This window comes from Sorangium sp. So ce1153 (assembly GCF_051521595.1).
Classification (GTDB): Bacteria; Myxococcota_A; Polyangia; order Polyangiales; family Polyangiaceae; genus Sorangium.
On the sequence record NZ_CP150361.1, the window covers coordinates 571,251 to 596,033 of the forward strand.

At 71.2% G+C, this 24,783-nt stretch carries 13 protein-coding genes and 1 pseudogene; 4 read left to right on the forward strand and 10 right to left on the reverse strand.

What is annotated here, in order from left to right; genetic code table 11:
* Nucleotides 1-344: 344 nt before the first annotated feature.
* Nucleotides 345-1,004 (reverse strand): DUF4360 domain-containing protein, encoded by a 660-nt coding sequence (locus tag WME85_RS02030; protein ID WP_437834819.1) that lies wholly within the window; start codon nt 1,002-1,004, stop codon nt 345-347.
* Between the two features lie 1,148 nt (nt 1,005-2,152).
* Between WME85_RS02030 and WME85_RS02035 the strand changes: the two genes are divergently transcribed.
* On the forward strand, nt 2,153-3,034 hold the full coding sequence (locus WME85_RS02035; protein WP_437834821.1) for an alpha/beta hydrolase: 882 nt from the start codon (nt 2,153-2,155) through the stop codon (nt 3,032-3,034).
* Between the two features lie 247 nt (nt 3,035-3,281).
* On the opposite strand, the gene WME85_RS02040 is transcribed toward WME85_RS02035, so the two are convergent.
* A complete protein-coding gene (locus tag WME85_RS02040; RefSeq protein WP_437834823.1) occupies nt 3,282-9,041 on the reverse strand; it encodes an nSTAND1 domain-containing NTPase in 5,760 nt (1,919 codons plus the stop codon).
* Between the two features lie 626 nt (nt 9,042-9,667).
* Between WME85_RS02040 and WME85_RS02045 the strand changes: the two are divergent.
* Nucleotides 9,668-9,922: pseudogene (locus WME85_RS02045) on the forward strand (reverse transcriptase domain-containing protein); the annotation flags it as partial.
* 331 nt (nt 9,923-10,253) lie between these two features.
* Here the strand turns inward: WME85_RS02045 and WME85_RS02050 are convergent.
* Nucleotides 10,254-10,763 (reverse strand): hypothetical protein, encoded by a 510-nt coding sequence (locus tag WME85_RS02050; RefSeq protein WP_437834825.1) that lies wholly within the window; start codon nt 10,761-10,763, stop codon nt 10,254-10,256.
* 909 nt (nt 10,764-11,672) lie between these two features.
* On the opposite strand from WME85_RS02050, the gene ribD reads away from it, so the two are divergent.
* Complete coding sequence (gene ribD / locus WME85_RS02055) at nt 11,673-12,149, forward strand: bifunctional diaminohydroxyphosphoribosylaminopyrimidine deaminase/5-amino-6-(5-phosphoribosylamino)uracil reductase RibD (protein WP_437834827.1); 477 nt, start codon at nt 11,673-11,675, stop codon at nt 12,147-12,149.
* A 454-nt stretch (nt 12,150-12,603) separates the two neighbouring features.
* Nucleotides 12,604-13,569 (forward strand): S1 family peptidase, encoded by a 966-nt coding sequence (locus tag WME85_RS02060; RefSeq protein WP_437834829.1) that lies wholly within the window; start codon nt 12,604-12,606, stop codon nt 13,567-13,569.
* 96 nt (nt 13,570-13,665) lie between these two features.
* Here WME85_RS02060 and WME85_RS02065 read toward each other — a convergent pair whose 3' ends face one another.
* The 7 genes from WME85_RS02065 to WME85_RS02095 form a co-directional block, all read right to left on the reverse strand.
* Entirely contained in the window at nt 13,666-14,292 is a 627-nt protein-coding gene (locus WME85_RS02065) for a hypothetical protein (RefSeq protein WP_437834831.1), read from the reverse strand.
* Nucleotides 14,293-14,763: 471 nt separating this feature from the next.
* Entirely contained in the window at nt 14,764-16,002 is a 1,239-nt protein-coding gene (locus WME85_RS02070; RefSeq protein WP_437834833.1) for a radical SAM protein, read from the reverse strand.
* Between the two features lie 216 nt (nt 16,003-16,218).
* The gene (locus WME85_RS02075) at nt 16,219-16,635 is read right to left on the reverse strand and encodes a GAF domain-containing protein (RefSeq protein ID WP_437834835.1); all 417 of its coding nucleotides are present in this window, start codon (nt 16,633-16,635) and stop codon (nt 16,219-16,221) included.
* 57 nt (nt 16,636-16,692) lie between these two features.
* Complete coding sequence (locus WME85_RS02080; RefSeq protein ID WP_437834837.1) at nt 16,693-17,667, reverse strand: lectin-like protein; 975 nt, start codon at nt 17,665-17,667, stop codon at nt 16,693-16,695.
* Nucleotides 17,668-18,041: 374 nt separating this feature from the next.
* Entirely contained in the window at nt 18,042-21,446 is a 3,405-nt protein-coding gene (locus WME85_RS02085) for an ATP-binding response regulator (protein ID WP_437834839.1), read from the reverse strand.
* 103 nt (nt 21,447-21,549) lie between these two features.
* Nucleotides 21,550-22,236, reverse strand: coding sequence for a regulatory protein RecX (locus tag WME85_RS02090; protein ID WP_437834841.1), 687 nt, complete (start codon nt 22,234-22,236; stop codon nt 21,550-21,552).
* A 13-nt stretch (nt 22,237-22,249) separates the two neighbouring features.
* Nucleotides 22,250-24,490: a DUF362 domain-containing protein gene (locus WME85_RS02095; protein ID WP_437834843.1), complete on the reverse strand. Its 2,241-nt coding sequence runs from the start codon at nt 24,488-24,490 to the stop codon at nt 22,250-22,252.
* Nucleotides 24,491-24,783 lie beyond the last annotated feature (293 nt).

Genomic DNA, 24,783 nt, shown 5'->3' on the forward strand with positions numbered 1-24,783 from the left:
ACCGGGCGGAGGCGCGCGAGCTGCCTGGCCTCGAAGGCCGCTCCGCGTACGCTGTCACGCGCCAGATCCCCAGCTCCTCGTCGCTCGAGCATGCACACGCAAGCTTCGCCCTGGTTCCAAGCGCCCGCCCCCGCTTCGCGAAGCTCAGGCTTCCGAGTCGACGGACCTCCGACAGCGGTTCCGACATGCTCCGAGTCTAGACGAACGCGACGCCGACGACGACCACGTGTGGGGCGTCGCGGCTCCCGCTGATGCCAGCAGGGGCGGGCGGCGTAGCCCGGGGCAGTCGCGTACTGGCGACAGACGGCGCGAGCGGTTGACGCGACGGCAGGCCCTGGGTCGGTTCATTGACAGCGGCGCCAGGGGATCAGCCCATCGATATAGTTAAACTCGACGGATGCTCTTCCCGTGCCACCGATCGTGGCGCGGAGTTGCACGTTGACCGTGGCCGAGGTGGCACCACACGGGGCGCTGCCCGCTTGTCCCCCGGCAGGGATAGAGAGCAGCTCGAACACCCCTTCGACGTCCGTGTCGATGTTCTCAAACGTCTTGGAGACGCTGGCCGTGCCGGCCAGCGATCGGCTTGCTTGAACCGTGACGACAGCTGCGTCTTCGGTGTACACGTCACCGAACACATCCAAGGACGGCGCGTCGAACGTGTAGCCCGCTGGAAACGTATAGGTGACCTCGACGTCACAAGCGACGTCGTACGTGCCAAAGTCGTCGCGGCCCCCGCGAGCGTCGTCGAACGTGAGTGCGTATTCCGTGTTGACAGCCCCGACCTGCGTATTCATGGCTCCGCAGCCGGAGGCAGTTGCCTTGATCGAGACCTGGCTCGGGTCAGGCACGTCGCCGTCGTCGAGGGCGGCCGGCTCGCTTTCCACTATCTCGCCTTCGCCGGAGGTGTCGGCGCACGCGACGCATAGGGAGGAACAAAGCAGCATCGCAAGACACGATCGAACATGACGGTTTAAAAGCTCGTTGGCAAGTTGGAATCGTCTCATGATGTCCTCTCAGGGTGGCCGGATAAGCCGGTGCGGCATGCAGCTCTGAGCTCTCGATTCGTGCGACACACGTCGCCCGCAGACCGTGGGGGATGTCACGCACGAAGGAGCGAGTGAAGCACGCTCATGGTAAATGACTGTTCATGATGAAGCGACGCAGAAGCAAGCGAAGCAAGCTGCGCGAAGTCGTCCTCCCATCTCGATCATCTCAACGAAACGCGCCTGACCTCCTTTTCTTCGCTCGTGGCGCTCCACGTTCCTTCTCAAACCAGCGCTCTCGAAAGGTCCCTCGCCGTCGCGTTGCGTCGCGCGGTCGTACGTCCCTCTCTGCTGCCGTTGCCCTCATGCATTGCGAGCTCCGTGCCAGCTTCCGGGCCCGCGCTTCGCCTTGTCCTTCGGAGCGCCATCTTGCCCAATACCTTGGCAACCCGCGTGCCAACTGGGACGCGGCGGTGGCGACGGTGCGTTACCCCCGGGGAGCATGGTAGAACCCTTTTCGCACATCGGCCCAGAGCACACAGGACAGCTCGCCTCCCGGATCCGGATGGTGTCCGGATTTGAACATGAAGGCGGGAAGGCGGGAAGAAAACATCAATGATCTTCCTGCCTTCCCGCCTTCATGTGAATCACTCCGGGGCAAATTGGGCCACCACCCGGATCCGGGCAGCTCATGGACTTGATGGCGCGACGGGGACCAGCCCTTCAGATTATTTGATCAGGGCTTGTTCAGCCCGTTCGCTTGTCCGCCGCGTGATGATGCGGCTACGAACGGGTTGACCATGCACCGAGGCGTGGCATTTCACGTGCGTCGGAACGAGCCGTCAGGTGTGTCGGAACACCCCGCCGGGTGGCCCGGAACGCCCCGTCACGTCCCGCCGGAACCAGCCGTCACGTGCTCTCGGAATCGGTCGTCACGTCGGCCCGGAATACGCGGCTTCGTCCAACGTGACGTTTCCGTCGAGCGGTGGGGCTGCTCGTCATGCCCGCTCGCGCAAACGCCTGTTTGTTGGGCGGCGCCGGAGTTCCGAGCACGAAACTGCTCGCCGTTCCGTGAGCTTTCCCAGATCCGCTTCGTGGCTCTCTTGGTCGGTGGGGCTTCGTAGCGCGAGGCGCGGCATCGCTCCCGCGATCGGAGTAACGTTGTACCGATGCGCCACCCGCCGGCCGATCCCCTTCGCTTGCGCCTGCTCCTTTCCGTCGGCGTGGTCCTCCTGGCGGGGCCTGGGTGCAGCCGCGAGCCGGCGCCGGCGCCCCCAGCGGGGTCGGCGGCCGCGCGTCCGTCGTCGGAGACGCCGTCAGCGGGGCCGGTCGCGCCTCCGCCGCCGGTGGGAGCGCCGGGGAGCACCACCCGGGGCGAGATCGCGGGCGTGCGCTACCTCGAGCACATGACGGGCGGGGCGCGACCCGACGAGCGGGTGCCGATGATCGTCGCGCTGCACCCCATGGGCGGGGACCCCGCGGACTTTCTACAGATGCTCCGGCGCTACCGCCGCCGCGCCCGGCTCATCCTCCCGTACGGCCACCCGAGCGGCGGGATGTACATCTGGTACGACTCCGTCAGCGACGACGTCGCCGCGCCCCTGGTCACGCGGGAAGCAGATCGGATCGCCGCCGCGCTCGCCGCCCTGGTAGCCGCCCGCCCCACCGTCGGCAAGCCCCTCGTCACCGGCTTCTCGCAGGGCGGCATCATGACCTTCGCCCTGGCGGTCACCCACCCCGAGGCGCTGGCGGCCGCCTTCCCCATCAGCGGCCTGCTCCCGCCGTCGCTCTACCCGTCGGCGGCGCTCAGCTCGGGGCCGCGCCCGGCGACGCTCCCGCCGGTCGCGGCCTTCCACGGCGCCTCCGACCTGGCGGTGCCGACCCGAGGCGCGCGCGCCTCGATCGCCGAGCTGCGGCGCGCCGGGTACACCGCGGAGCTGCGCGAGTACGTCGGGGTCGAGCACGACACCTCCGACGAGGAAGTGGGCGAGATCGTGGAGCGGATCGGGCGGGCCGCCGACGGCCTCGCGGACGCGGCGCCGGCGCCTTGAAGCGGGCGCGCTCGTCGACTTCTGCGCGGGGCGCGGAAGGGATCGGGGCTAGCGTGCTCTCGCGCAACGAACCCCGATGGCGCTGCTGCGATGTGACGGGCCGCGATTCACCCTGCTCGTCGCCCTCCCTGAGCCGTGCAACAGGGGGGCGGGAACGCGGCCATCGCCGATAGCTTGTATCATGGCGAGCTCGACGGGCATGGAGTCATGAGCTGACGCGGGCGAGGCGGACAGCGACGTATGCTCGTCACAGGCCGGCTGAGCCGCTCGGCCGGACAGCAGGGTCTGGTCGGGTCTCCGGGGCAGCGGCGCGGGCCTCGTCGACACGGCGCAGGCAGGCGTCCCGGTTCGCTCGGGCCATGGTCTCGGACACGCGGAGTAGCTCTATCCTCCGCTCGATGGGCATGCAGTAGGTGGTCGCGGTCCACAGCTTCGGGTCGTCGACGCCGCGGAGCGGATCGAGAACGGTCCACACCCGCACGAGTTTGTCGTCGGACGCGGTGACGATGCGCTTGCCATCCGGGCTGAAGGCCACGCTGTTGACCGGGGAATCGGTGACGCGCAGGACCATGGGCTCGCCCGTTCCATCGGCATTCCACACCCGCACGGTCTTGTCCTGCGATCCGGTGACGATGCGCTTGCCGTCAGGGCTGAACGCCGCCGCCAGCACCCATTGCTCGTGACCACGAAGGACCGTGGGCTCGCCCGTTCCATCGGCATTCCATACCCGCGCGGTCTTGTCATCCGAGGCTGTGACAATGCGTTTTCCATCCGGGCTGAACGACGCCGAACGGACGCGACTCTCGTGGCCATGAAGGACAGTGGGGTTGCCGGTGCCGTCGGCGTTCCACACGCGCAAGGTCCCGTCCCAGGACGCGGTGATGATGCGCTTGCCGTCGGGGCTGAACGACGCCGAGGAAACCCATTGGTCGTGATCACCGAGGACCAAGGGTATGCCTGTGCCATCGGCGTTCCATACGCGCGCGGTCCTGTCCGAGGACGCGGTGACGATACGCTTGCCGTCGGGGCTGAACGCCGCCGAAAAGATCGGTCCGTCGTGACCACGCAGGACGATGGGCTTGCCGGCGCCGTCGGCGTTCCACACGCGCGCGGTCTTGTCCCATGACGCGGTGACGATACGCTTGCCGTCGGGGCTGAACGCCGCCGACTCGAGCTCACCCCGGTGACCACGCAGGACGATGGGCCTGCCGGTGCCGTCGGCGCTCCACACGCGCGCGGTCTTGTCGTCCGACGCCGACACGATGTGCCTGCCGTCGGGGCTGAATGCCGCCCCCACCACCCATCCCCCGTGGCCATGGAGGACCATGGGCACGGTGGCGCCGTCAGCGCTCCACACGCGCGCGGTCCTGTCCATCGACGCCGACACGATGTGCCTGCCGTCGGGGCTGAACGCCGCCGAAAGGACTCCATCCTCGTGACCCCGGAGGACCATGGGCACGGTGGTGCCGTCAGCGCTCCACACGCGCGCGGTCTTGTCCAAGGACGCGGTGACGATGCGCTCGCCATCGGGGCTGAACGCCGCCGAATTGACGATGTCCTCGTGCCCACGGAGGACCACGGGCGCGCCGGTGCCGTCAGCGCTCCAAACACGCACGACCCCGTCCAAGGACGCGGTGGCGATGCGCTTGCCGTCGGGGCTGAACGCCGCCGAAAAGACCGGTTCCTCGTGACCGCCAAGGACCATGGGCTTGCCGGTGCCGTCGGCGTTCCAGACGCGCGCGGTCTTGTCATAGGACGCGGTGACGATGCGCTTGCCGTCGGGGCTGAACGCCGCCGAAAAGACGCGTTGCTCGTGACCCCGGAGGACCAGTGGCTCGCCGGTGCCGTCGGCATTCCAGACACGAGCGGTCTTGTCATAGGACGCGGTGACGACGCGCTTGCCGTCGGGGCTGAACGCCGCCGAAAAGACGCGATTCTCGTGGCCACGAAGGACAATGGGGGCGCCAGTGCCGTCGGCGTTCCACACGCGCGCGGTCCTGTCCGAGGACGCGGTGACGATACGCTTGCCGTCGGGGCTGAACGACGCCGACTCGACCGCACGCCGGTGACCTCGCAGGACGATGGGCTCGCCGGTGCCGTCGGCGCTCCACACGCGCGCGGATCCATCCGAGCAGGCGGTGACAATGCGCCCGCCCTCAGGGCTGTAGCGCACGTACGTGACCCAGTCTGGATGGCTCAGCACCACGTGAGCGATCCCTCCGTACAGCGCCCCGTGCGCGAGATCGGCCCACCCTCGCGGCATGTCGGGCGGCTCGACCTCGCGCAGGATCGCGAGCACCATCGTGGGATCCACTTGCAACTCGCGGGCCGTGGCCATGCGGGTTGCGTTGCGCGCCTCCCGGGCTTCGAGCAGCGCGCGAGCCGCCTGCTGGTCGGCGCGCAGGGCTTGCTGACTGGCGCGGATCGCCAGACACGCCACGACGACCGCGATCGCGCCCAGCGTGGCGGCCGCGCCGCTGGCGAGCCGCCGGCGCAGGCGCCGCGCTCGCTCGTGGAGGCCCACGACGGCCGAGAGGTAGCGCTCCTCGCGCCTGCCGATCTCGACGCGCCCCTCGGCGCCTTGCTCTGCCCGCCGGCGCGCGTACCACGCCCTGGCGTCCTCCGCCGCGCGATCGCGCCAGAGCAGCCCGTCGACCCGGCCGCTCGCCTCCCATTGCTGGGCCGCGGCGCGCAGCCGGGCCACGAACTGCGCGTCTTGCTCGCTCTCGGCGAGCCACTGCCCGAGCCGCGGCCACCTGTCGATCAACGACTCGTGGACCAGCTCCACCGCGGTGCGCTCGCGCTCTCCTCCCGCCTCGGCTCCGCCCGCCTCGATGAGCAGGAGCCGCGCGCCGGCCAGGTGCTGGATCACCTCTTCGACCGCGTCACCCGCGCCGGCGCTGCCGCCGTCCTGCGCCGCCTCGCGGAGCTCGTCCAGGCTCACGACCGCGCGCGTGCGCTCGGGCGTGACCAGGCGCAGGAGCACCGCCCGGGCCAGCCGCTGCTGGCGCGGTGGCAGCGCCGAGAGCACCGCGTCTGCGTGGGCGGACAGCGCCCCGGCGACGCCGCCGAGCTGCTCATAGCTGGCCCGCGTGAGCAGCCGGCGCTCGCGGTCGCGCGCCTCCCAGAGCTTCGCGGCCGTGAACTGCAAGAGCGGCAGCGGGCTCCGCGTGCCCTCCAGCGTGTCCAGCATGTGCTCGACCATCTCGGCGGTCTCGAAGCGGTACCCGGCCGCCGCGAGCGGCCGGGTCAGGGCGTCGCGCAGGCCATCGCGCCCCATGGGCGGCAGGAACCAGAGCCCGTGGGTCACGTCGGTCATGAAATTGCGGTCCTCGGCCACGCGCTCGAGGAAGTCCGAGCGGACGGCGAGCACGACGCGCAGGGGCGACGACGCGTCGTCGGCCGCGCCCTCCAGGCAGGCGATGAACGCCGCCCGCTCCTCGGCGGAGGCGCCGAGCGTGTAAAGCTCCTCGAGCTGGTCGACGAAGAGCACGATGCGGCGCCTCGTCCCCTCATGGCGGCAGCGCGCGCGCAGCCGTGAGCCCAGAATACCTGGCTGAGCGCGCAGGGTGGTGATCAGCGCTTCATGATCCGGCAGCTCGTGAGCGCCTACCATCGCCCCGCCCCCCGTCGCCGCCCCGGACTTGGACTCCGCCTCGGCGACCTGCACGAGCACATCGGCGAGCGCGGAGAGCGGCCGACGCCCCGGCCGCAGCACGAACGCGTCCCACCGCTCCCCGGACGCCTTCAGGGCGGGGATCACGCCCGCGCGCACGAACGACGATTTGCCCGCCCCGGAGGGCCCGGCGATGACGAGGAGCTGCTGGCTCCGCCCCCGCGCCTTCAGGGCGGCGATGTCCCGATCGCGGCCGAAGAAGCGCGCGGCGTCCGCCTCCTGGAACGCGGACAGGCCGGCGAACGGGCTCTCGTCCTCGCCCAGCCGGAGCGCCCTTCGGCTGGGCAGGAGCGCGTCGAGGTCGTCGAGGAGCTCCCTGGCGGAGCCGATGCGCTCGGCCCTGTGCTTCTTCAGGCAGCGGTCGACGAGGTCGCCGAGCGCGCCGACCTCCGGGTGCCGCTCTCTCAGGCTGGGCATCGGGACGTCGAGGTCCGCGATGGCCGGGAGCCGCGCGAAAGAGAACGGGTAGAGCGGATGCTTGCCCGTGAGCAGCTCGTAAAGGATGACGCCCACGGCCCAGAGGTCGGTGCGTCCGTCGATGTCCCTGCCCAGCAGCTGCTCGGGCGCCATGTAGCCCGGCGTGCCGGCGATCGCGCTCTTCTGGCGCTTGCCGGCGCCTCCGGGGAGCGCCGCCCGCACGCTCGTGATCGCCGGGAGCACGTCCGCGTCGATCCGCTTGGCGAGGCCGAAATCGAGCACCTTGAGGCCTCCGGCGTCGTCCAGGCGGATGTTCTCCGGCTTGAGATCGCGGTGCACGATCCCGAGATCGTGCGCGCAGACCAGCGCGCGGATGACAGGGATCATGATGTCGAGCGCAGCGGTGGCCGCCCTCGGGCCAGGCGGCGTGCGGGCGGCTGGCGATCCGGCCGCGCTGGGGTGCTCGCGCTGGGCCATCCATTCGCGCAGCGAGCGACCCTTGATGTACTCGAGGACGAGGTAGGGATATCCACGGATCTCGTCGACCTCGTGGATGACCACGATGTTCTCGTGCTGGCAGCGCGCCGTGGCCCGCGCCTCGTCGAGGAAGCGCTCGATTCCCTGCCCTGTGTATCGGAGGAGGCACTTGACCGCGACCAGGCGGCCGAGCTTGGTGTCGCGGGCCAGGTACACGATCCCCATGCCGCCCTGGCCCAGCTTGCGGATGATCTCGTAGTGCTTGATGACGTCGCCGGCCTTCAGGTGCATCCGGTCCGCGATGGGCTCCGCCGGCGCCCCCGCGTCGCCGGCCCGGAGCGGCGGGAGTTCGAGCGCTCGCTCGCGGGCTGTCGGGCTGTCCGGTGCCTCGTCGAGCGTGCGCGCGGGCTCCTCGCCGGAAGTCCCGGGCGCGTCCGGGTCGTCCGTGTGGATCGCCGCTTCCTGCCCCGAGGCGGTCGGCGCGAGGCCGGCGGCCTCCTCTCGTCTGGCCTCGGCGCCGCTCGGCGCGTCTTCCAGGAGCAGGTCCTCGCGGCGGAGCCCGGTCACCTCGCAGGCGTCGAGCTCGCACAGCAGGCCGTCCGCCGTGCCGACCCGCGCCGCGACGTCCTCGATCGTCGCCCGTCGCAAGATGATCCCGAGCGGGTGACCGAGGAGCGCGTGAGGGATCCGGCCGGGCTCGCCGCCCTCCGCATGGAGAGCGCCTCCATCCGGAGATATTCCGCAGGCTGGCCGCCTACCGGTGAGGCACTCGAGGAAGATGAGCCCCCACGCGTACAGGTCCGAGCGCACCATCGGCGCGAGCCCCCGGCGCTGCTCGGGCGCTGCGTAGGCCTGCGCGCCGACGAGCTCGGTGCTGGAGGCGTGCGCTCCGTCCGCTTCGCTCCGTGCTCCGGCGGCGGCCGCGGCGAAGCCGAAGCCGAACAGCAGCGCGTTCCGCTCTGCCCCCGAGGGCACGACCATCACGTGGGCCGGCCTGACGTCCCCGTGGACCATGCCCTGCCGGTGCGCGCAGGCGAGCGCGTCGAGGACCTCCCTCATCAGGCGCCGCGCCTCCTCTGGCTCGAGCGCGCCGTGGGCCGACAGTAGCTCGGTCAGGCTCTGCCCGGGCGCGCCCTCGAAGACGGTATAGAGCTGCCCCTCGTCGGTCTGCCCCGCGTCGATGGGCCGGGCGATGTTGGGATGGTGGAGCCGCGCGCAGCGGCGCATCTCCCGCAGAAAGCGCGCGCGGCGGCGGCGCGCGATGTCGTCAGAGACCCCTTCCGGGAGGATGCGAATGACCTCGAGGACGACCGGCTGCCCACCCTCGACCTGCCGCCCGTGGTAGATCGCGGCGTGGGGGGTCTCCCAGGGCGAGGAGAGGATCTCGTAGCGCCCCTGGAATAACGTCTCTGGAGCGAGGGGTACCTGGTTCATCATGGCCTCTCTGGTCGCGGCCGCCTCGCGCGGCAGCTCCGGGCGAAATGCCTCACCCAGAAGCCTCACCCAGAAGATCGATGTCGCCGACACGGCGAGCCCGGCAGTCGAGCTTGTCCCGCGCCCGCGGAGAGCGCTCGATGAGGTGGCCGGCCCGACGCTCGGGCAGCCAGCCTTGCTATGTTGTCGCGTCTTCTTCGAGCAGCTAACCTCGCTGCCCATCGATTCTTCTATAGGGTCGTCTCCGCCCCTCGTCCGGCACAAGCGTGTACCAAGCGCACCTCGCGGCGCGCGCGCCGCCAGCCGCCCTGCCGGACGAGCATGGCATCATGCCAGCTGGCGAGGGGGAGCGTACGCAGAGGGCACGAGACCCCTTGCACGTGCGGATTCTCCCTGCGCGAGAACCGGGAGATCCGGGAGTCGCCCCCGGCGGATGGTGCCGCGGGCCGCATCGGGAAGGCCGGAGGCCGGGCGCCGATGATGCACGACTCGCGGAAGTCGGACAGGCCCGTAGTACCGACGAAGGCCTCGAACGATGCGGAGCCGTCCGCTGCGGAGGGGGTCGAGGGAAGGGGCATGGCCAAGGGGAACACGGACGAGCAAAACGCACCCTGGACGCAGAGCCGGATAGCGAGCAGGGGTCCCCTCAGGGAGCGACGGTGTCGCCCCTTCTGGCGAACATCTACTTGCACTACGTCTTCGACCTCTGGGTTCAGCAGTGGAGAAGGCGGCACGCGCGCGGCGATGTGATTGTGGTGCGTTATGCCGATGACCTCCTGGTTGGATTCCAGCACAAGCCGGATGCCGTGAAGTTTCTCGACGCGATGCGCGATCGATTTCAGCGCTTCGCGTTGGCTCTTCATCCCGACAAGACGCGGCTGTTGGGCCCGGGCTGGGTCGATGCCTTCCGAACGGGTGCGATCGGCGGTCTGGTGCCCCCGAAATCTCGGGTGGAGCGACGGATCGCGACGGTTCGCTACCGCAAATTCGTTCCTCCAACAAAACATGGGTCGCACCCGTCTCCCGGTGGACGTGCCTCCAACAAAACATGGGTCGCACCCGTCTCGCGGGGGTGCCGCCGTGCCTCCGCCGGCGTGAAATCCCCAGTCATCTGCTGCTGCCGTCCGGGCACGTTTGTTCAACCAGCGTTTTAACGCCGGTCGGCACACCGCTCGCTTCGCGAGCGCCGCGCCGCCGCCGCGAAAAAGCTATTCGTTAGATGCGTCCAAGTGCACGGTCGTTCTCGACTCTATCAAGCTCATGAAGCAGATCTTCCGCCTGTTCGTTGTTGTGAGCAAGGATGCGTAGTTGATGCAGCGCGGCTCGATGACCTTGCCGCGTCAGCGCAAACGTGGCCAGCGCGCGAAGCTCCTCGTCGTCGGCGTGGAGTTCTGCTTCAAGTTGCGCGACCGCTTGGCGGAGCTCCTTTGCTGCTCGCGTGTCAGGGATTTTCGAGAGGGCTCCGAACGCAAAGTCTGCCACCCTGTAAGCGGCCCAGAGGGAATAGTGCACCTTGCGATCTCGAAGGCTCTCGACGAGTACGTCCAGGTAGGGCACGCCCCAGGGGCCACCAAGCGATTCGGCAGCCCACATGCGCGTCCAGGCGCAATTGCTGTCCCGAAGAAGCGCGCTCGCGAACGCGGCCATAGCCTCGTCCATCAGCCCGGCCACGGCCAGGGAGCATCCGAGTTGCGCCCGCACGTTTTCGTGGAGAGACTGGTCCATCACGCGGGACCTTACCCAGGAAACGCCGACGTCTGGCGCCTTTATCGCGTATGCTCCAATCCACCTTGCTACTGCGTGCCCGGTGGATGGCCATTCACGAAGCATGGCATCGAGTCGGTCGGGGGACCATTTGACAGAGGGATCTAGCATGTGCCTCTAACTATCAGTCGATTGGTCGACCGAAGCAATCCGACTGTTGAATGCCTACCGGCACGCAACCACCACGCGCGGGCGATCTCAGCAGAGCCTGCGGGCGCTGGCGAGCGGCAAGGCTTCGGCAACGCGAGCGGCGGGCTCGACGTTCGGTCCAAGCTTGCTCACCCCTCCGGTGACACCCGCAGCCGGAGCAGCCGACCGATTGCCTCGTGAACGACCCGGGCCGCCACGTCATCCCCAACGGCGACGGCGCAGGTGCTGGCGAGCGAGGCGAAGACCGCGGCCCGATGCGATGGATCGGTCATGGCGAGCTCCCCACGTCCGGGCCCTAACCGTGCGGCCCGGGTTGGATCCATGCCGTCCGAGGGGGTGCGATCCGTCGTCACACTCTCCCCAAATCCCGGGGCATCCGACAGATCCCGACGGTTCGTCACTGGAAATTCGTTCCTCCACCACAGCATGGGTCGCACCCATCTCCGCGGTCGACGATGCCTCCCCCCGCCGACCCCCGCGACCCTCGGCCACCCCCTCTCGCCGGCGCTCCAGGTCAGGCTGCCGACGCGACGCGCCCCAGGGTGAGCCGGCTGCCCGCCGAACGTGGCGCCGCAGCCGCGACCCCGACGAACGGGCGAGCTCGCTCACGGTCGCTTCCCCGCCCGGCGGTCTCCGCTATACTGGCGGAAGCATGCTGTGCGATGTTGCGGCGAGGCAGGCCAGCCGCCCCTACATGGCCCGCCGCGGCCCGAGGCCGGCGTGAACGACCTCGACCTGCGCTGGATGGACCGCTGCCTGGAGCTCGCGGCGCTCGCCGCGGGGCGCACCGCGCCGAACCCGATGGTCGGCTCGGTCATCGTGCGCGGCGATGAGCTCCTCGCCGAGGGGTTCCACGAGCGGGCCGGGCTGGCCCACGCCGAGGTCGACGCGCTGCGCAAGCTCGACGGCCGCGCCGAGGGCGCCACGCTCTACGTCAACCTCGAGCCGTGCTGCCACCACGGCCGGACGCCGCCCTGCACCGACGCGCTCCTCCGCTCCGGCGTCCGGCGCGTCGTGATCGGGATGATCGACCCGAACCCCCTCGTCTCCGGCAAGGGCGTGGCCCTCCTCGAGGGCGCCGGGATCGAGGTCGCCATCGGCGTCCGCGAGCCCGCGTGCCGGGAGCTCAACCGCGTCTACATCGCGAGCATGGCGGAGCGCAGCGCCCTGGCCGCTCGAGCGACGCCGACGTCCTGACGCCGCGCCCCCCGGCGCGGGCGGATACCTCGACCGCGGCGCCGCCGCCCGCGCTCCGCCCCGCCGCCGCCCCGCCGCCGCCCCGCCGCCGCCCCGCCGCGCCCTGCCGCCGCCCCGCCGCCGCCCGCGCTCCGCCCCGCCGCTCCACGGATTCCCCTCCTCGCGCCTCCTCGTGGCCGCGCGCCGCGCCCCTCGGCGGGGCGCCCCGCCGTCTCCCATCGTGAACGTCCCCGCCATCCCGGCGGCAGGCGAGATCCTCCCACCCGCGCGCCATTCCAGCGGTCATTCCAGATCTCCCGCCGCGCCGGGTCCGACTCGGGGGCTCACCGCGCGTGGCGCTGGCACCACGCTTGTTATGCCCTCCGCTCACCGACGGAACCGAGCGGCGCAACCCTGTGCGCACCCTCACGTCACGGCCGCTCTAGACATCATTTCTAGACGGAAAGGTAGCAGTATGAAGAATGCTCTCCTGTTCGCGATCCTGTGCCTCGGCGCGCTCGGCTGCGCGGATACGGTGGCCGGGGACGACGGCGAGCAACCCTTGCTCACGTCTCGGCAACGGATCGTCGGAGGCGCCGTGGACACAGCGCACGCCTACGTCGTGGGCGTGGGCACCCGGAGCCGGGCGTTCTGCAGCGGGACGGTGATCTCGCGGCGGACCGTGATCACGGCGGGACACTGCTATGGCGGGCTGTCGCGGGTCTACTTCGGCTCGAACCTCGGGCGGCGCGCCGTGAGCGCGCGGATCGAGGCGTCGAAGCGGCACCCCGGCTACGACCCGGCCACTCTCGAGAACGACCTCACCCTCCTCAAGCTGGAGAGCGACGCGCCCGTGCAGCCTGCGCCGCTCCTGCGCGAGTCGATGGACAACAACGGCTGGTACATCGGCCCGGACTACACCTTCGTCGGTTACGGGGTCTCCGACGGCGTCGCCGGGACGGGGTTCGGCACGCGCCGCGTCGTGACCTTCCCGATCCTGGCGGTCGGGCCCGCCCGGGTCGGGGGGACGCCGGGGACCATCAACGCGACGCAGTTCTATTACCAGGTCCCCGCCATGAACACGTGCAGCGGCGACTCCGGAGGTCCGGCGTTCCTCGTGCGGTGGGGCGTCGAGCGCCACGCGGGCGTGACCTCGTTCGGCGACGACCCCTGCACCCTCGACGGGGTGCAGGCGCGCACGGATCTCGACCAGATCTCCCGGTTCATCCAGCCGACGATCGACGAGTTCGAGGCGGACAACCCCTGCCGCGCCGACGGCCGCTGCGAGGCGACGTGCGACGTCGGCCCCGACGTCGTCGATCCCGACTGCGCCGAGTACCACTGCGGCGCTGACGGCGTGTGCGCGCAGGCCTGCGCGCAGCCGCCCGACCCGGACTGCTCGCTCGAGGACGGCGCGCCGGAGTGGTCGCCGGAGTGGTGAAGAGGGGTGCGCAGAGAGAGGAAGGCAGGCGGAGACAGCGGCGCTGCGCGCCGGGGAGGCGCGGGGACCCGGGAGGGGCCTCGCCGGAGGAGGGCGTTACTTCTTCGCCATCACGTACCGGAAGTCGAATCGAGCGGCGCCCGCGTCGAGCGTGCCCGTGCGCGGGAGCCCGGCGCCGTGGCGCTCTCTCGCCTGGAGGTCGTCGAGGTCGCGGATCATGGCGACGACCTCCGGCAGGCCGTGCCGCCGCGCGAAGGTCACGAGCGGACACTCGCGAACGTCGGCGGCCCGGAGCGCGCCGGCGCCGCCGGTCCTGTCGAGGCGGGAGCCGCCCGGCTCGCGCGCGGGCGTGCTCCTCACGAGCAGGTGCCGCGCGGGGCGCAGCCGGGACACGACATCCATCGCGGCCCCGAGGAACGGGTGCCGGCTCCGCTGCTTGCGGTAGAACGCGAGCAGCATGTCCTCCGCGAGGCGCAGGGCCGGCGCCCGGTCCACCCCGAGGTCGTGCTGGAGCGCCTGGTAGATCGCGAGCACGGGCGGGCCGAGCTCGAAGAGCCTGCGATCCATGCTGCTGTGGAGCCGGGGTATCGTCGCCTCGAGCGCGAGATACCTCTCCTTGGCGTGCGTGTGGAGCGCCGCCGCGCTCTCTTCGCCGAGCTCGCGAGCCGCGACGAACCGGCCTTCCGTGAGGATCTGAGCGAGACGTTCAGAGGGCGATGACATGCTCTGAAATTACCATAGGTCACGCCAGCGCAAACATTGTTGTTCGAACTTTCTGAGCTGTACTGGGCAGTTGAAGTGGCCGGCCTGGCCGGCCGAGCGGCCAGCTGGACTGGCCGGCCAGGCCGGCCAGTCGGTCAGCGGAGCGGTCGAATCGAGCGCTCCTCGGGGCGTCCAGCGTGGGCCAGCCAGCCCGGTCCTGCCGGCCAGCAGGGCAATCGTGGTGGCCCGCAAGCAAGGTAATCCGCCTGACCGGTCAGACTCGGCAGCGAAACCCTCCTGAAGCGGGATGGATCTGGTCCGGACGCAACATGGCTGTGCCGCGCGACGCGTGGATACCCGGACCGCGTGTCGGGTGGTAATGGCGCAGAAACCAGCCGGCAACACGTCCGGGGGCGGGGAGGGGTCGCGCCCTCGGAGGGCGCAGGAAGCCCGGCCGGCAGCGGTCAACGCGGGACGCCCGGCCGGGCAGCGCTATGCGGCCGCCGGGCCCCACAGGCCGGGCACGCGCGTCCCGCACGACGGGCACGCGCCGCCGGAGAGGAGGACCTCCTGCGTCTCGTAGTTGAACCGCCGCACCACCACCTCGTAACAGCCCGGGCAGCGGGTATGCGAGAGCTCGCGCACGCTGTCGGCCACGTTGCTGACGTAGACGTACTTCATGCCGCGCGCGTAGGCGACGCCGGCCACATCCACCAGGAACGCCGGGTCGGTGGTCGCGCGGTCGCGCATCTTGTAACGCGGATAGAAGGCGTTGAGGTGCCAGGGGATGTCGGGGTCGACCCGCGCGATCTCGGCGCCGAGGGCGCGGAGCCCGGCCTCCTTGTCGTTGAAGCCGGGGACGACGAGCGTCACGACCTCCACCCAGTAGCCGAGGCGCCGGGCCTCGCCGATCGCGGCGAGCACGGGCTCCACGCGGCCGCCGAGCGTCCGGTACTGGTCGGCGCTCCACCCCTTCAGGTCGACGCGGAACACGTCCGCGACCGGGCGCATGTACGCGAGCGCCTCGGGCGTCGTGTTGCCGTCCGAGATGAGCGCCGTGACGAGCCCCCGCCGCCGCGCCTCGGTGAAGACCGCCCGCGCCCACTCGGCCGTGATCATCGGCTCGTTGTAGGCGCTCGCGAGCACCTCGCAGCCGGCCGCGACGGCCAGGTCGACGAGGTCCGCGGCGCTCATGTCGATCGGCTCGCCGTCGCCCTCCGGCTCGCGCAGCGCCTGCGAGACCTTCCAGTTCTGGCAATAAGGACAGCGCAGGTCGCACCCGAACATCCCGAAGGTGAGCGACCTGGCGCCGGGGCGTACGTGAAAGATCGTGTTCGTCTCGACCGAGCGCACGTAATGGCGCGCCACGTAGCCGAACGGGACGCGGAGCTCGCCGTCCTGCTCGAAGCGGACCCCGCACGCGCCCGCGCGCCCCGGGGAGACGACGCAGCGGTGCGCGCACGCGGTGCACCGGAGATAGCCCTCCTCGGGCCCGGGCTCGTAGAGCGCGCCGCGCACCGTGCGGCGGGCGAGCCTGGCCGCCAGCGGCTCGCCCGCGGCGCCGTCGCCCGCGGGCGCGCGCTCGCCCGCGGGCCCGGCAAGCGCGCGCTCGCTCGAGGGCCCGTGGGCGGCCCCGCGCACGAGCGCCTCGAGGCGGACGTGCGGCCGGGAGCCCGGCTCGAGCGGATCATCGAGGGATGCTTCCGGCGCGCTGCTGCCGTTCGTCTCCATGGGAAGGCGCGCATCGTCGCACCGGCGCCGCGAAAGACAAGGGCCGGGGCGCCCGGAGCCGGGTGGTGCTGTCATTTGCCCAGAGAGGGTTCACATGAAGGCGGTAAGGCGGGAAGATCATTGAGATTTTCTTCCCGCCTTCGCCTTCATGTTCAAATGACAGCACCACCCGGAGCCAGGGTGTCCAGGCGCGGCGGCGCGCGCGGAGCGGCGGTGTCAGGCCGGCAGCGCGCCCGCGCCCTGGGCGAGCCTGGCGAGCTCTTTCTGGTCGAGCTCGCGCTCGTCGGCGAACGCGATCCCCACGACGGCGCGCACGCCCGCCGCGGCGTCGCGCACCGGCAGGGCCACCGCGGCCTGCGCCGCGACAGCCCTGGCGCCCGGCCGGACGTCGCCGGACGAGTCCGTCTGCAGGTTGCACGTCTGCACGGGCTGGCCGCGCTCCCAGGCGAGCCCGGCCATCCCCTTGCCCCGCGGGACCACCCGCGTGACCTCCTGCACCTTCTCGGGGATGTTCACGGCGGCGGCCAGCGCGAGCGCGTCCCCCTCGACGAGGTGAACGGTGCCGGCGATACCGCCGCTCTCGGCGATGAAGCTCCGCAGCCACGGCTCCAGCGACTCTCGGCGCGCATGCATGCCCGCACCCTCGAACGGCGCGGCGCCCGCGTCAACCGGGAGGCCCCGGCGGCGCCGTCAGTCGGACTCGCAGATGAAGCGCAGGTGCAGAGAGCAGGGCTCGTCGTTCCAGCCGAGCTCCGGGTAGAACCGGTTGAGCTGGCCGCAGTCCTCGTTGCCGCCGACGTTGTTCGGCTCGCCGGCGTACCAGTTGCTGTACGACACCGGCTCGCCGCTGTCCCAGCCGAACGAGCCCTCGGAGGCCCTGTCGTTCATGCCCATCCACCACTTCTGCGTCGAGTACGCCGAGGCGGCGCCCGACACCCACGCCTCCTCCGCCGCGTCGTTGAGCGTCACCAGGCTCATGCCCTGGCTCGCGCAGGTCGCCTTCGCGTCGCTCCACGACTCCTGGCCGTCGCAGAACAGGTAATCGTGCCCGTTGTGCGTCTGCATGTCGCACGTCGTCGAGCCGCAGACGACGATGGTGTGCGCGCACAGGACCGATTGCACCGTCTCGTTGAGCACGATGTCCACGTAGAAGTAGATCGTCTGCTCGACGCAGTCGTCGATCGACTGGGGCTGCGCGCTCGGCGCGCGGCTCCCGTGCTCCCGCGCGATCATCCGCTCCACCTCGAGGGCCGCGATGTCGTCCGCGGTGAGCTCGGGGAGGTTCGCGGGATCTGCCGTGATCACGAAGCGGCCTTCCTGGGATTCGAGCGGGCTGTACGGGTGCGAGAACAGCGGCTCCATCACCTCCGCCATCGGCGCCTTGCCCTGATCGCCGAAGTCGAGATCGACCCGGCCGAAGTCGAGCCCGTCGAAGGCGAAGTGCGCCACCACGTCGCGCGCGCGCAGGTCGACCGAGAGCCGCTCTCCAGGGGCGAGGCGCGCGACGCTCTGGGCGTCGATCAGCACGTTCGAGACACCCCCTTGCTCGACCTCCGACGCGTCGGGGCCGGCGGTGCTACAGCCCGCCAGGCCGACGGCGGCCAGCGAGGCCGCGGTGAGGGGGAGCGCCAGAAAACGAGAGATCCGAGCGAGCTGTTCGAGCATGTTCCCTCCGCATGTGATGAATCCCGTCGGCGAGCCGCGCTGTCGCGGCGCGGCGCTGCAGCGCTGGCCCCCGGCGCACCCGTGAGCCCGCCGCGCTCCGAGCCGGGGTAGGACGCTTCCCGAGCCCCCCGAGGCCCGCTGCTTCCCCCTGGCCCGGGCGAGCCCGCGGCCCACGAAAATGAGCGCTGCCGCCCGAGGTGCCGCCTGTCGGGCGGAGCACGCTCGTCATCGAATGAGCGAGTGTACTGCCACCTTACTTGGTAGATCGCGAGTATGCGGACAGCGTGGCTTCAAGCCAAGGAGAAAATTGAACTCGTCAATTTTCGGGGAGAAGGTGTCCGGGCGTGTGCGTCCTCACGGTCACTCTCGCGCACTCACGCCTCCTCCTTCACACGCTTCGGCCAGCGCACGAAGAAGGTCGCGCCTGCGCCCGGGTGGGAGCTGACCCACACGCTCCCGCCGCGGCTCTGCACGATCTTCTTCACGACGGACAGCCCGATCCCGGTGCCCTCCACCTTGTCGCGCGACTCGAGGGTCTGAAAGAGACCCCAGATGCGATCGTGGTACTCGGGCGCGATGCCTGGCCCGTTGTCCTTCACCGCGAACTCATGGAACTCGCCGGCGTCCGTGCAGGTCACCTCGACGCGCGGGTCGCCGCGGCGCGCGTGCTTCAGCGCGTTGCTGATGAGGTTCTGAAACACCTGCTGCATCGGGACCCGCTCCGTGACCAGCGTCGGCATCCCGGGCGCGATCTCGACCCGGGCCTCGGGGGGCGGCGAGAGCAGCTCGACGACTTCCGCGAGCAGCTGGCCGGTGTCGACGCTGACGGCGTCCCCGCGCACGCGCCCCGCCCGCGAGTAGTGGAGGATCCCGTCGATGAGCGTCTCGAGGCGGCGCACGCGCCCGCGCAGGAGGTGGATGTGCTCCTGCGTCTCGGCTTCGAGCTTGCCCTCGAGCGACTCCTCGATCCACTCCGACAGGTTCGCGATGCCCCGGAGCGGCGCCTTGAGGTCGTGCGAGGCGACGTAGGCGAACTGGTCGAGCTCCTGGTTCGTCTTCGCGAGCGCCGCGATGAGCTCCTCGCGGTGCTGGCTCAGCTTCTCGATGTGGCGCCGCGCGAGGACCTGATCCGTGACCTCGAAGGCGACCACCATGACGCCCGTGACGGCGTCGGAGGGGTCGCGGATGGGCTGCGCCACGTAGTTGAAGAAGGCGTCGCTCGCCACCCCGCCGCGCTGGATCGGGATGTTCAGCTCGGTGATGCGCAGCGGCTGGCCGCTCCTCAGCGCCCGGTCCAGGGTCGCGATCACCTCGTGCTCGCCGAGCTCCGGGAACACCTCGCGCACGTTCTTCCCCACGATCTCCTGCCGGCCGAGCATCTCGCAGTACGGGGGGTTGGCGACCTCGTAGCGGTGCTCGGGGCCGACGAACACCGCGATGGGGACCGGCGCCTGCATGAAGAGGTCGTGCAGCTTCTCGCGCTCGCGCTCGGCCGCCGCGCGCAGCCGCGCGATCTGGAGGTGCGTGGCGACCCGCGCGACGAGCTCGCGCGCGGAGAACGGCTTGGCGAGGTAATCGTCCGCGCCCGCCTCGAGCCCCTCGACGCGCGACTCCTCGCCCGCGCGCGCGGAGAGCATGATCACCGGGACGCTCCTCGTGCGCTCGTCGCCGCGCAGCGCCCGGAGCAGGCCGAAGCCGTCGAGGTTCGGCATCATCACGTCGGTGAGCACGAGATCCGGCGGGCTCGCGCGCGCTGAGTCGAGCGCGGCGGCGCCGTCGGCCACCGCCTCGACCGTCCAGCGCTCGCGCAGCACGCGCCCGACGTACTCGCGCATGTCGGCGTTGTCGTCCGCGAGGAGGATGCGCGCCGCCGGGACCGCCTCGATCGCGGCGTCCGCCGGCGAGGTCAGCCCCGCCGGCGCGACGTGGACGCCCTCGCCGGCCTCCGCGCCAGGCAGCCAGCGGAGCGCCTCGTGCACGTACGGCGCCGCGCCCGTGGCCGTCGACGCCAGCGTCCGCCGGGCGTTCACGCGGTCCTGGGGGAGGTGCGCGGTCCCGCGCGGGAGGGAGATCGTGAACGTCGTCCCCTCGGAGACCTTGCTCGCGACGTGGATGGCCCCGCCGTGGAGGCGGACGAGCTCGTGGACGAGCGCGAGCCCGATCCCGGACCCTTCGTGGGTGCGGGACCGCGCGCCCTGGACGCGGTGGAACCGCCGGAACAGGTGCGCTAGCTCGTGCTCCGGGATGCCCGTCCCCGTGTCCCGCACGGTCAGGTCGACGCGATCGCCGTGGGCGCGGAGCGAGATCGCGATGGTCCCCTCGAACGTGAACTTGAGCGCGTTCGAGAGGAGGTTCAGCACGATCTTCTCCCACATGTCGTGATCGACGTGGACCGGCTCGGGCAGCGGCGGGCAGTCCACCTCGAACGCGAGCCCCGCGCGCTCCATCGCGGAGCGGAAGGCGCTCGCGAGGTCCGCGGTGAGCGCGGAGAGATCGGTCGGCTCGTACGACGCCTGGATGCGGCCCGCCTCGATGCGCGAGAAGTCGAGCAGGACATTGACCAGCTTGAGGAGGCGGACCGCGTTGCGATAGGCGGTCTCGAGGTCGGCGCCCGACAGGCTCCCTCTCGAGGACGCGAGCGCGTCCTCGAGCGGCCCGAGCATCAGCGTGAGCGGCGTGCGGAACTCGTGGCTCACGTTGCTGAAGAAGGTGGTCTTCGCGCGATCGAGCTCGGCGAGGGCCTCCGCGCGCCGCTTCTCCTCCTCGTACGCCTGCGCGTTGGCGATGCTCGCCGAGATCTGGCCGGCGACGAGGCGGAGGAAGCCGCGGTAGTCGCCGTCGAAGAGGCGGAATGGATTCAACCCCACGATCAGGACCCCGGCGCGCCCCGTCTCGCCTGGAGGGGAGATCGAGAGCGCGGCGGCGCGCGCGGGCGGCCGCGGCCAGCCGCCGGTCGGGAGGGCCCCCGCGCCCGCCGGGAGCTCGATCTCGCGGCAGTCGTCGTGCTCGCGCAGCAGCTCGGCGAGCGGCCAGGGCGACGCCTCCGCGAGCGCGATCGACTCCGGGGCCGCCGGGTGCCCGCGCTCGAACCCGGTGGCCCCCGCGAGGTGCACGCGCCGCCTGTCCGCGTCCAGGATGTAGAGGAGCGCGAACGGGAGATCCTTCGCGTCCGTCGCGAGGGCGAGCGCGCTGCGCGTGCACACCTCTTCCCACGTGCGCGCGTTCGCGGTCTGCGCCGCGAGGTCGCGGAGGAGCGCGAGCTGCCGCTCTCCGATGATGCGCCGCGTGTCGTCGGTGTTGGCGCAGATGATGCCGCCGGTGCCGCCCTGATCGTTCGGCACCGGGCTGTAGGAGAACGTGTAATAGGTCTCCTCCTCGTACCCGTGGCGCTCCATGATGAGGAGGAGCGCCTCGTCGTAGGTGCCCTCGTCGCGGCGCATCGCCGACGCGGCGCGCGGCCCCACCTGGTCCCAGATCTCGCGCCAGACGACGGACGCGGGCTGCCCGAGCGCCACGGGGTGCTTGCCGCCGACGATCGACTTGTAGGCGTCGTTGTAGAGGTTGATGAGCGAGTCGCCCCACCAGACGAACATCGGCTGGCGCGAGGTCAGGATGATACGAACGCACGTCTTGAGGCTCTGCGGCCATGACGAGACCGGGCCGAGCGGCGTGCTCGACCAGTCGAACGCGCGCATGCGCTCGCCCATCTCGCCGCCTCCGGCGAGGACGGCCCGAGCGTCCGCGCGATCCGTCGGCGTACCATCCGGCTTGAACGACATGGCTCCTTGTAGCGTGGCGCCGGTGGCCGGAGAAGGGCCGACGCGCTGGCCCGCCGTGCGAGTCAGGTGAATGGGGCGAGCCGAGCGCGGCAGGACAGCGGCGCTATTCCGCCTCGCCGTCCGGCGGCGGCGCGTCGCGCACGTCCATCACCGCGCGCAGCGCCCGGCGCACCACGTCGGGGGCGTACCCCTGCCGCGCGAGGAACGCATAGAGCTTCTGCCGCTGCGCCGCTGGATCGAGGCGCGCCAGGGTGCGCAGCTTCTTGCGCGCTGCCCGCTCGGCCACGGCGAGCTCGTCAGTCCCCTCGTCGGCCATCACCTGTCGGATCGCCGCGTCGGCCACGTCGCGCGCGACGCCCTTGCGGGCCAGGTCCTGCTCGATCCGGCGCCGCGAGCGCGGCTTGCCCACGATGCCGGAGCGGGCCTTCGCCTCGGCGAAGCGCGCGTCGTCGAGGAGCCCGTTCGCGATGAGCCGCTGGATCGCGGCCGTCACGTGCTCCCGGGGCTCGCCCTTCTCGATCAGGCGCTTCTCCAGCTCCCTGGCCGACCGCGCCCGGAACGACAGGAGCCGCAGCGCCCGCTCGTAGGTCTTCTGCGCGCCCGCGCCGGTCTTTTGTGCGCCCGCGCCGGGGGGCCGGGTCGACGCCGCCGAGCCCGCCGGGTTGCTCTGCCCGGGCGCGAGGTCCGCGGCGCTCGCCTCGGGGACCGTGGCGAACGCGACCCCGTCGACCAGGATGACGACGTGGCCGGGCTTGTCGGGCGAGGGGACGATCCCCGTGATGATCGGCATGCGCGCCAGCGTGTCACGGATCGAGCACGAGCGCCCCGAACGCCTCCGGCACATGGAAGTTCGGCTTGCTCGTGCGGGGCGGGCTCCACGCGAGGTAGCGGCGCGGCTCCTTCCCTTCCATCCGGTACAGGTTCATGGGCAGCCGCGCGCGCGGGGCGAGGGCGTTGACGATCCCCGGCGCCGCGAGCAGCGCCTCGATGACGGCCGTGCGGGCCTGCGCGCTCCGGCGGGTCGCGATCGTCGCGCCGCTCGACCATGCGGTGTCTTCCAGGCGCGCGTCGCGGTCGATCGCAATATCGAAGTAATGGCCGAACGGCCCGATCTCCACCTCGAAATACCGCCTCGGCGACGCGGGCGAGGGCGTCAGGAAGATCTCGATGCAGTCCTCCTTGTAAAGCCCGGTCCGTTCCACGCCGACGGGCCTCGAATGATCGGTGTTGAGCCCGGCGCTCGAGAGCTCGAAGAGGACATAGAGCCCCTCCTTCGACCAGAGGAAGCGCGCCCGCGTCAGGACTCCGGTGCTCTTGCCGGCATAGTCGGTGTCCCACGACACGGCCGGCGCGCGGCTCCAGGCCGCGTCGTCGGCCTTCCCGTCGATCGCGACCTTCTCCCCGGGCGGCAGCGGCGGCGCGTGCGCCTCCGGCCTGGCGGGGGCCCCGGCGTCCGGCGGGCCGTCGGGCGCCGTCGGCCCGGCGTCCGGCGGGCCGTCGGGCGCCGTCGGCCCGGCGTCCGGCGGGCCCTCGGGCGCCTTCGCCGCGGCGGGCGGCGCGGGCTCGGACGCCTTCGCGCCGGGCGGGGGCGCCTGGCCGGGCTCCCAGTCCAGCCGGAAGGGCGCCATCGCCTTGTAGTGGACCGGCCTCGGGCTCTTCAGGAGATCCGCCCCGTCTCCGGTGATCGCGGTCGCCTTGAGATCCAGCCCGAAGCGCTTCGCCGCCGCCTCGATGAGCGGCGATGTCCGGTGTCCGCCGAGCTCGCGCGCCAGCGCCGGGCTGTTCCACACGCCCATGAACTCCGCCACCACCCGGTCGACGCGCACCGGGTTCGTGCCGCCGATGGCCACCATCTCCGCGGTGGGCTGCAGGACCTGAAAGCCGTCTCCGCCCATCGCCGGCGCGCCGTCGCCGAGCACCGCGTCCGGCGTGGAGATCTCGAGCACGTCGACCATCCGCTCGGCGAAGGCGCGGAGCGACGAGAGGTAGAGCGCGCGGTCCTCCTGGCCGGGCTTCTTCGTGTCCAGGTACTGCTTCAGCTCCCGGTGCATCCTCCACTTCTGCTTGTAGGCCGGCGCGCTGTCCGACAGCATCACCGTGCCCTGCATGCCCTTGATGCCGGCCGAGATGACCGAGTACCTGTGCATCTTGAGCCGCGGGAGCGAGAGGAAGAGCCCGTGATCGAGGTGCTCGGCGAGCACCTTCGGCATGAGCAGCGTCGGGACGCGGGTCGCCTGGATGCCGGCGATGGCGAGGGGCTTTCCGGGCCTGTCCCCGGCGACGTCGTAGACGCCGTCGTCGTCCATCGCGACGAGCGCGGCGCCCTCCTCCGCGGCCATCGCTTCATAGCCGGTCCGCTGCGCGAGGTCCTTCCAGAACTTGTGCGAGTGGCCGCAGCCCTCGGCGATCGTGATCTTCGTGTGTCCGCGCGCCTTGAGGCACTGGACGACGCCGCGCACGAACTCCGGCTGGGTGACGCGGCCGGTCACGCCGTCGTCGCCCTTGTGCTTCGCCGGGTCCTTCACGCTGTCGAACCCGCAGAGGTTCGGCTTGAGGAGCACGGGAGTCGCCGCGGGCCGCCGGGGCACCACCGCCTCGCAGATGCGCTTGCCGAGCTCCAGGGGCCCCTGGCCGCGCAGCACGGTGACGGGCGAGTCGTCGGCCTTGAGCCGCGCGACGTGCCGCTTCCTCAGGGCGGCGCCGTCGATGCTGTCCGACGCGATCACCGAGGGGCCGGCCTCGTACCGCTGCGACGCGCCCGCGACGACGTCGCTCGAGGCGCTCGGCGTCGCGGTGGGCACGGCCGGGTGCGCGGAAGCGGCGGCGAACGAGGACGCGGTCGGCTCCGGCGCCGGCGCCGCCGATGCAGGCGGCACGTCGCCGGCCTCTGGCACGACCGTGGGCGCGGCGTCGGCGGGGGGGCCGTCCGGCTGGCGCTGGAGGTCATCGCAGCCCGCGAGGGGCGCGAGCAGCGCCGGGAGCGCCGCGATGGCGACCGAAAGACGCCGCGCTCGGCGACCGTGGCTCGCTCGTGTGCTGTTCATCCTCGCTGCCCACCATGGGGCGAAAAGGCGGCGGGGAAAAGACGGAAACCGTCGGACGCGCGGGTGACGTAGCCGCACGTAGCCGCACGCGGCCGCGCGGGGCCGCTTCGCCGCTCCCGCCGCCGTGCGCGCGCGATCCGGTTTCCTGCTCCGCTTCCCGGCGGGCGAGGGGCCCTGCTATGCAGTGAACCGGGGCGCGCGCCCCCCAGGTCGAACCACCGCGGCGCGCGGGAATGCGCGCAGACAAGGAAGGACGGGCGCACGGGGAGAGAGCGAGAGAGCGATCGTGGACC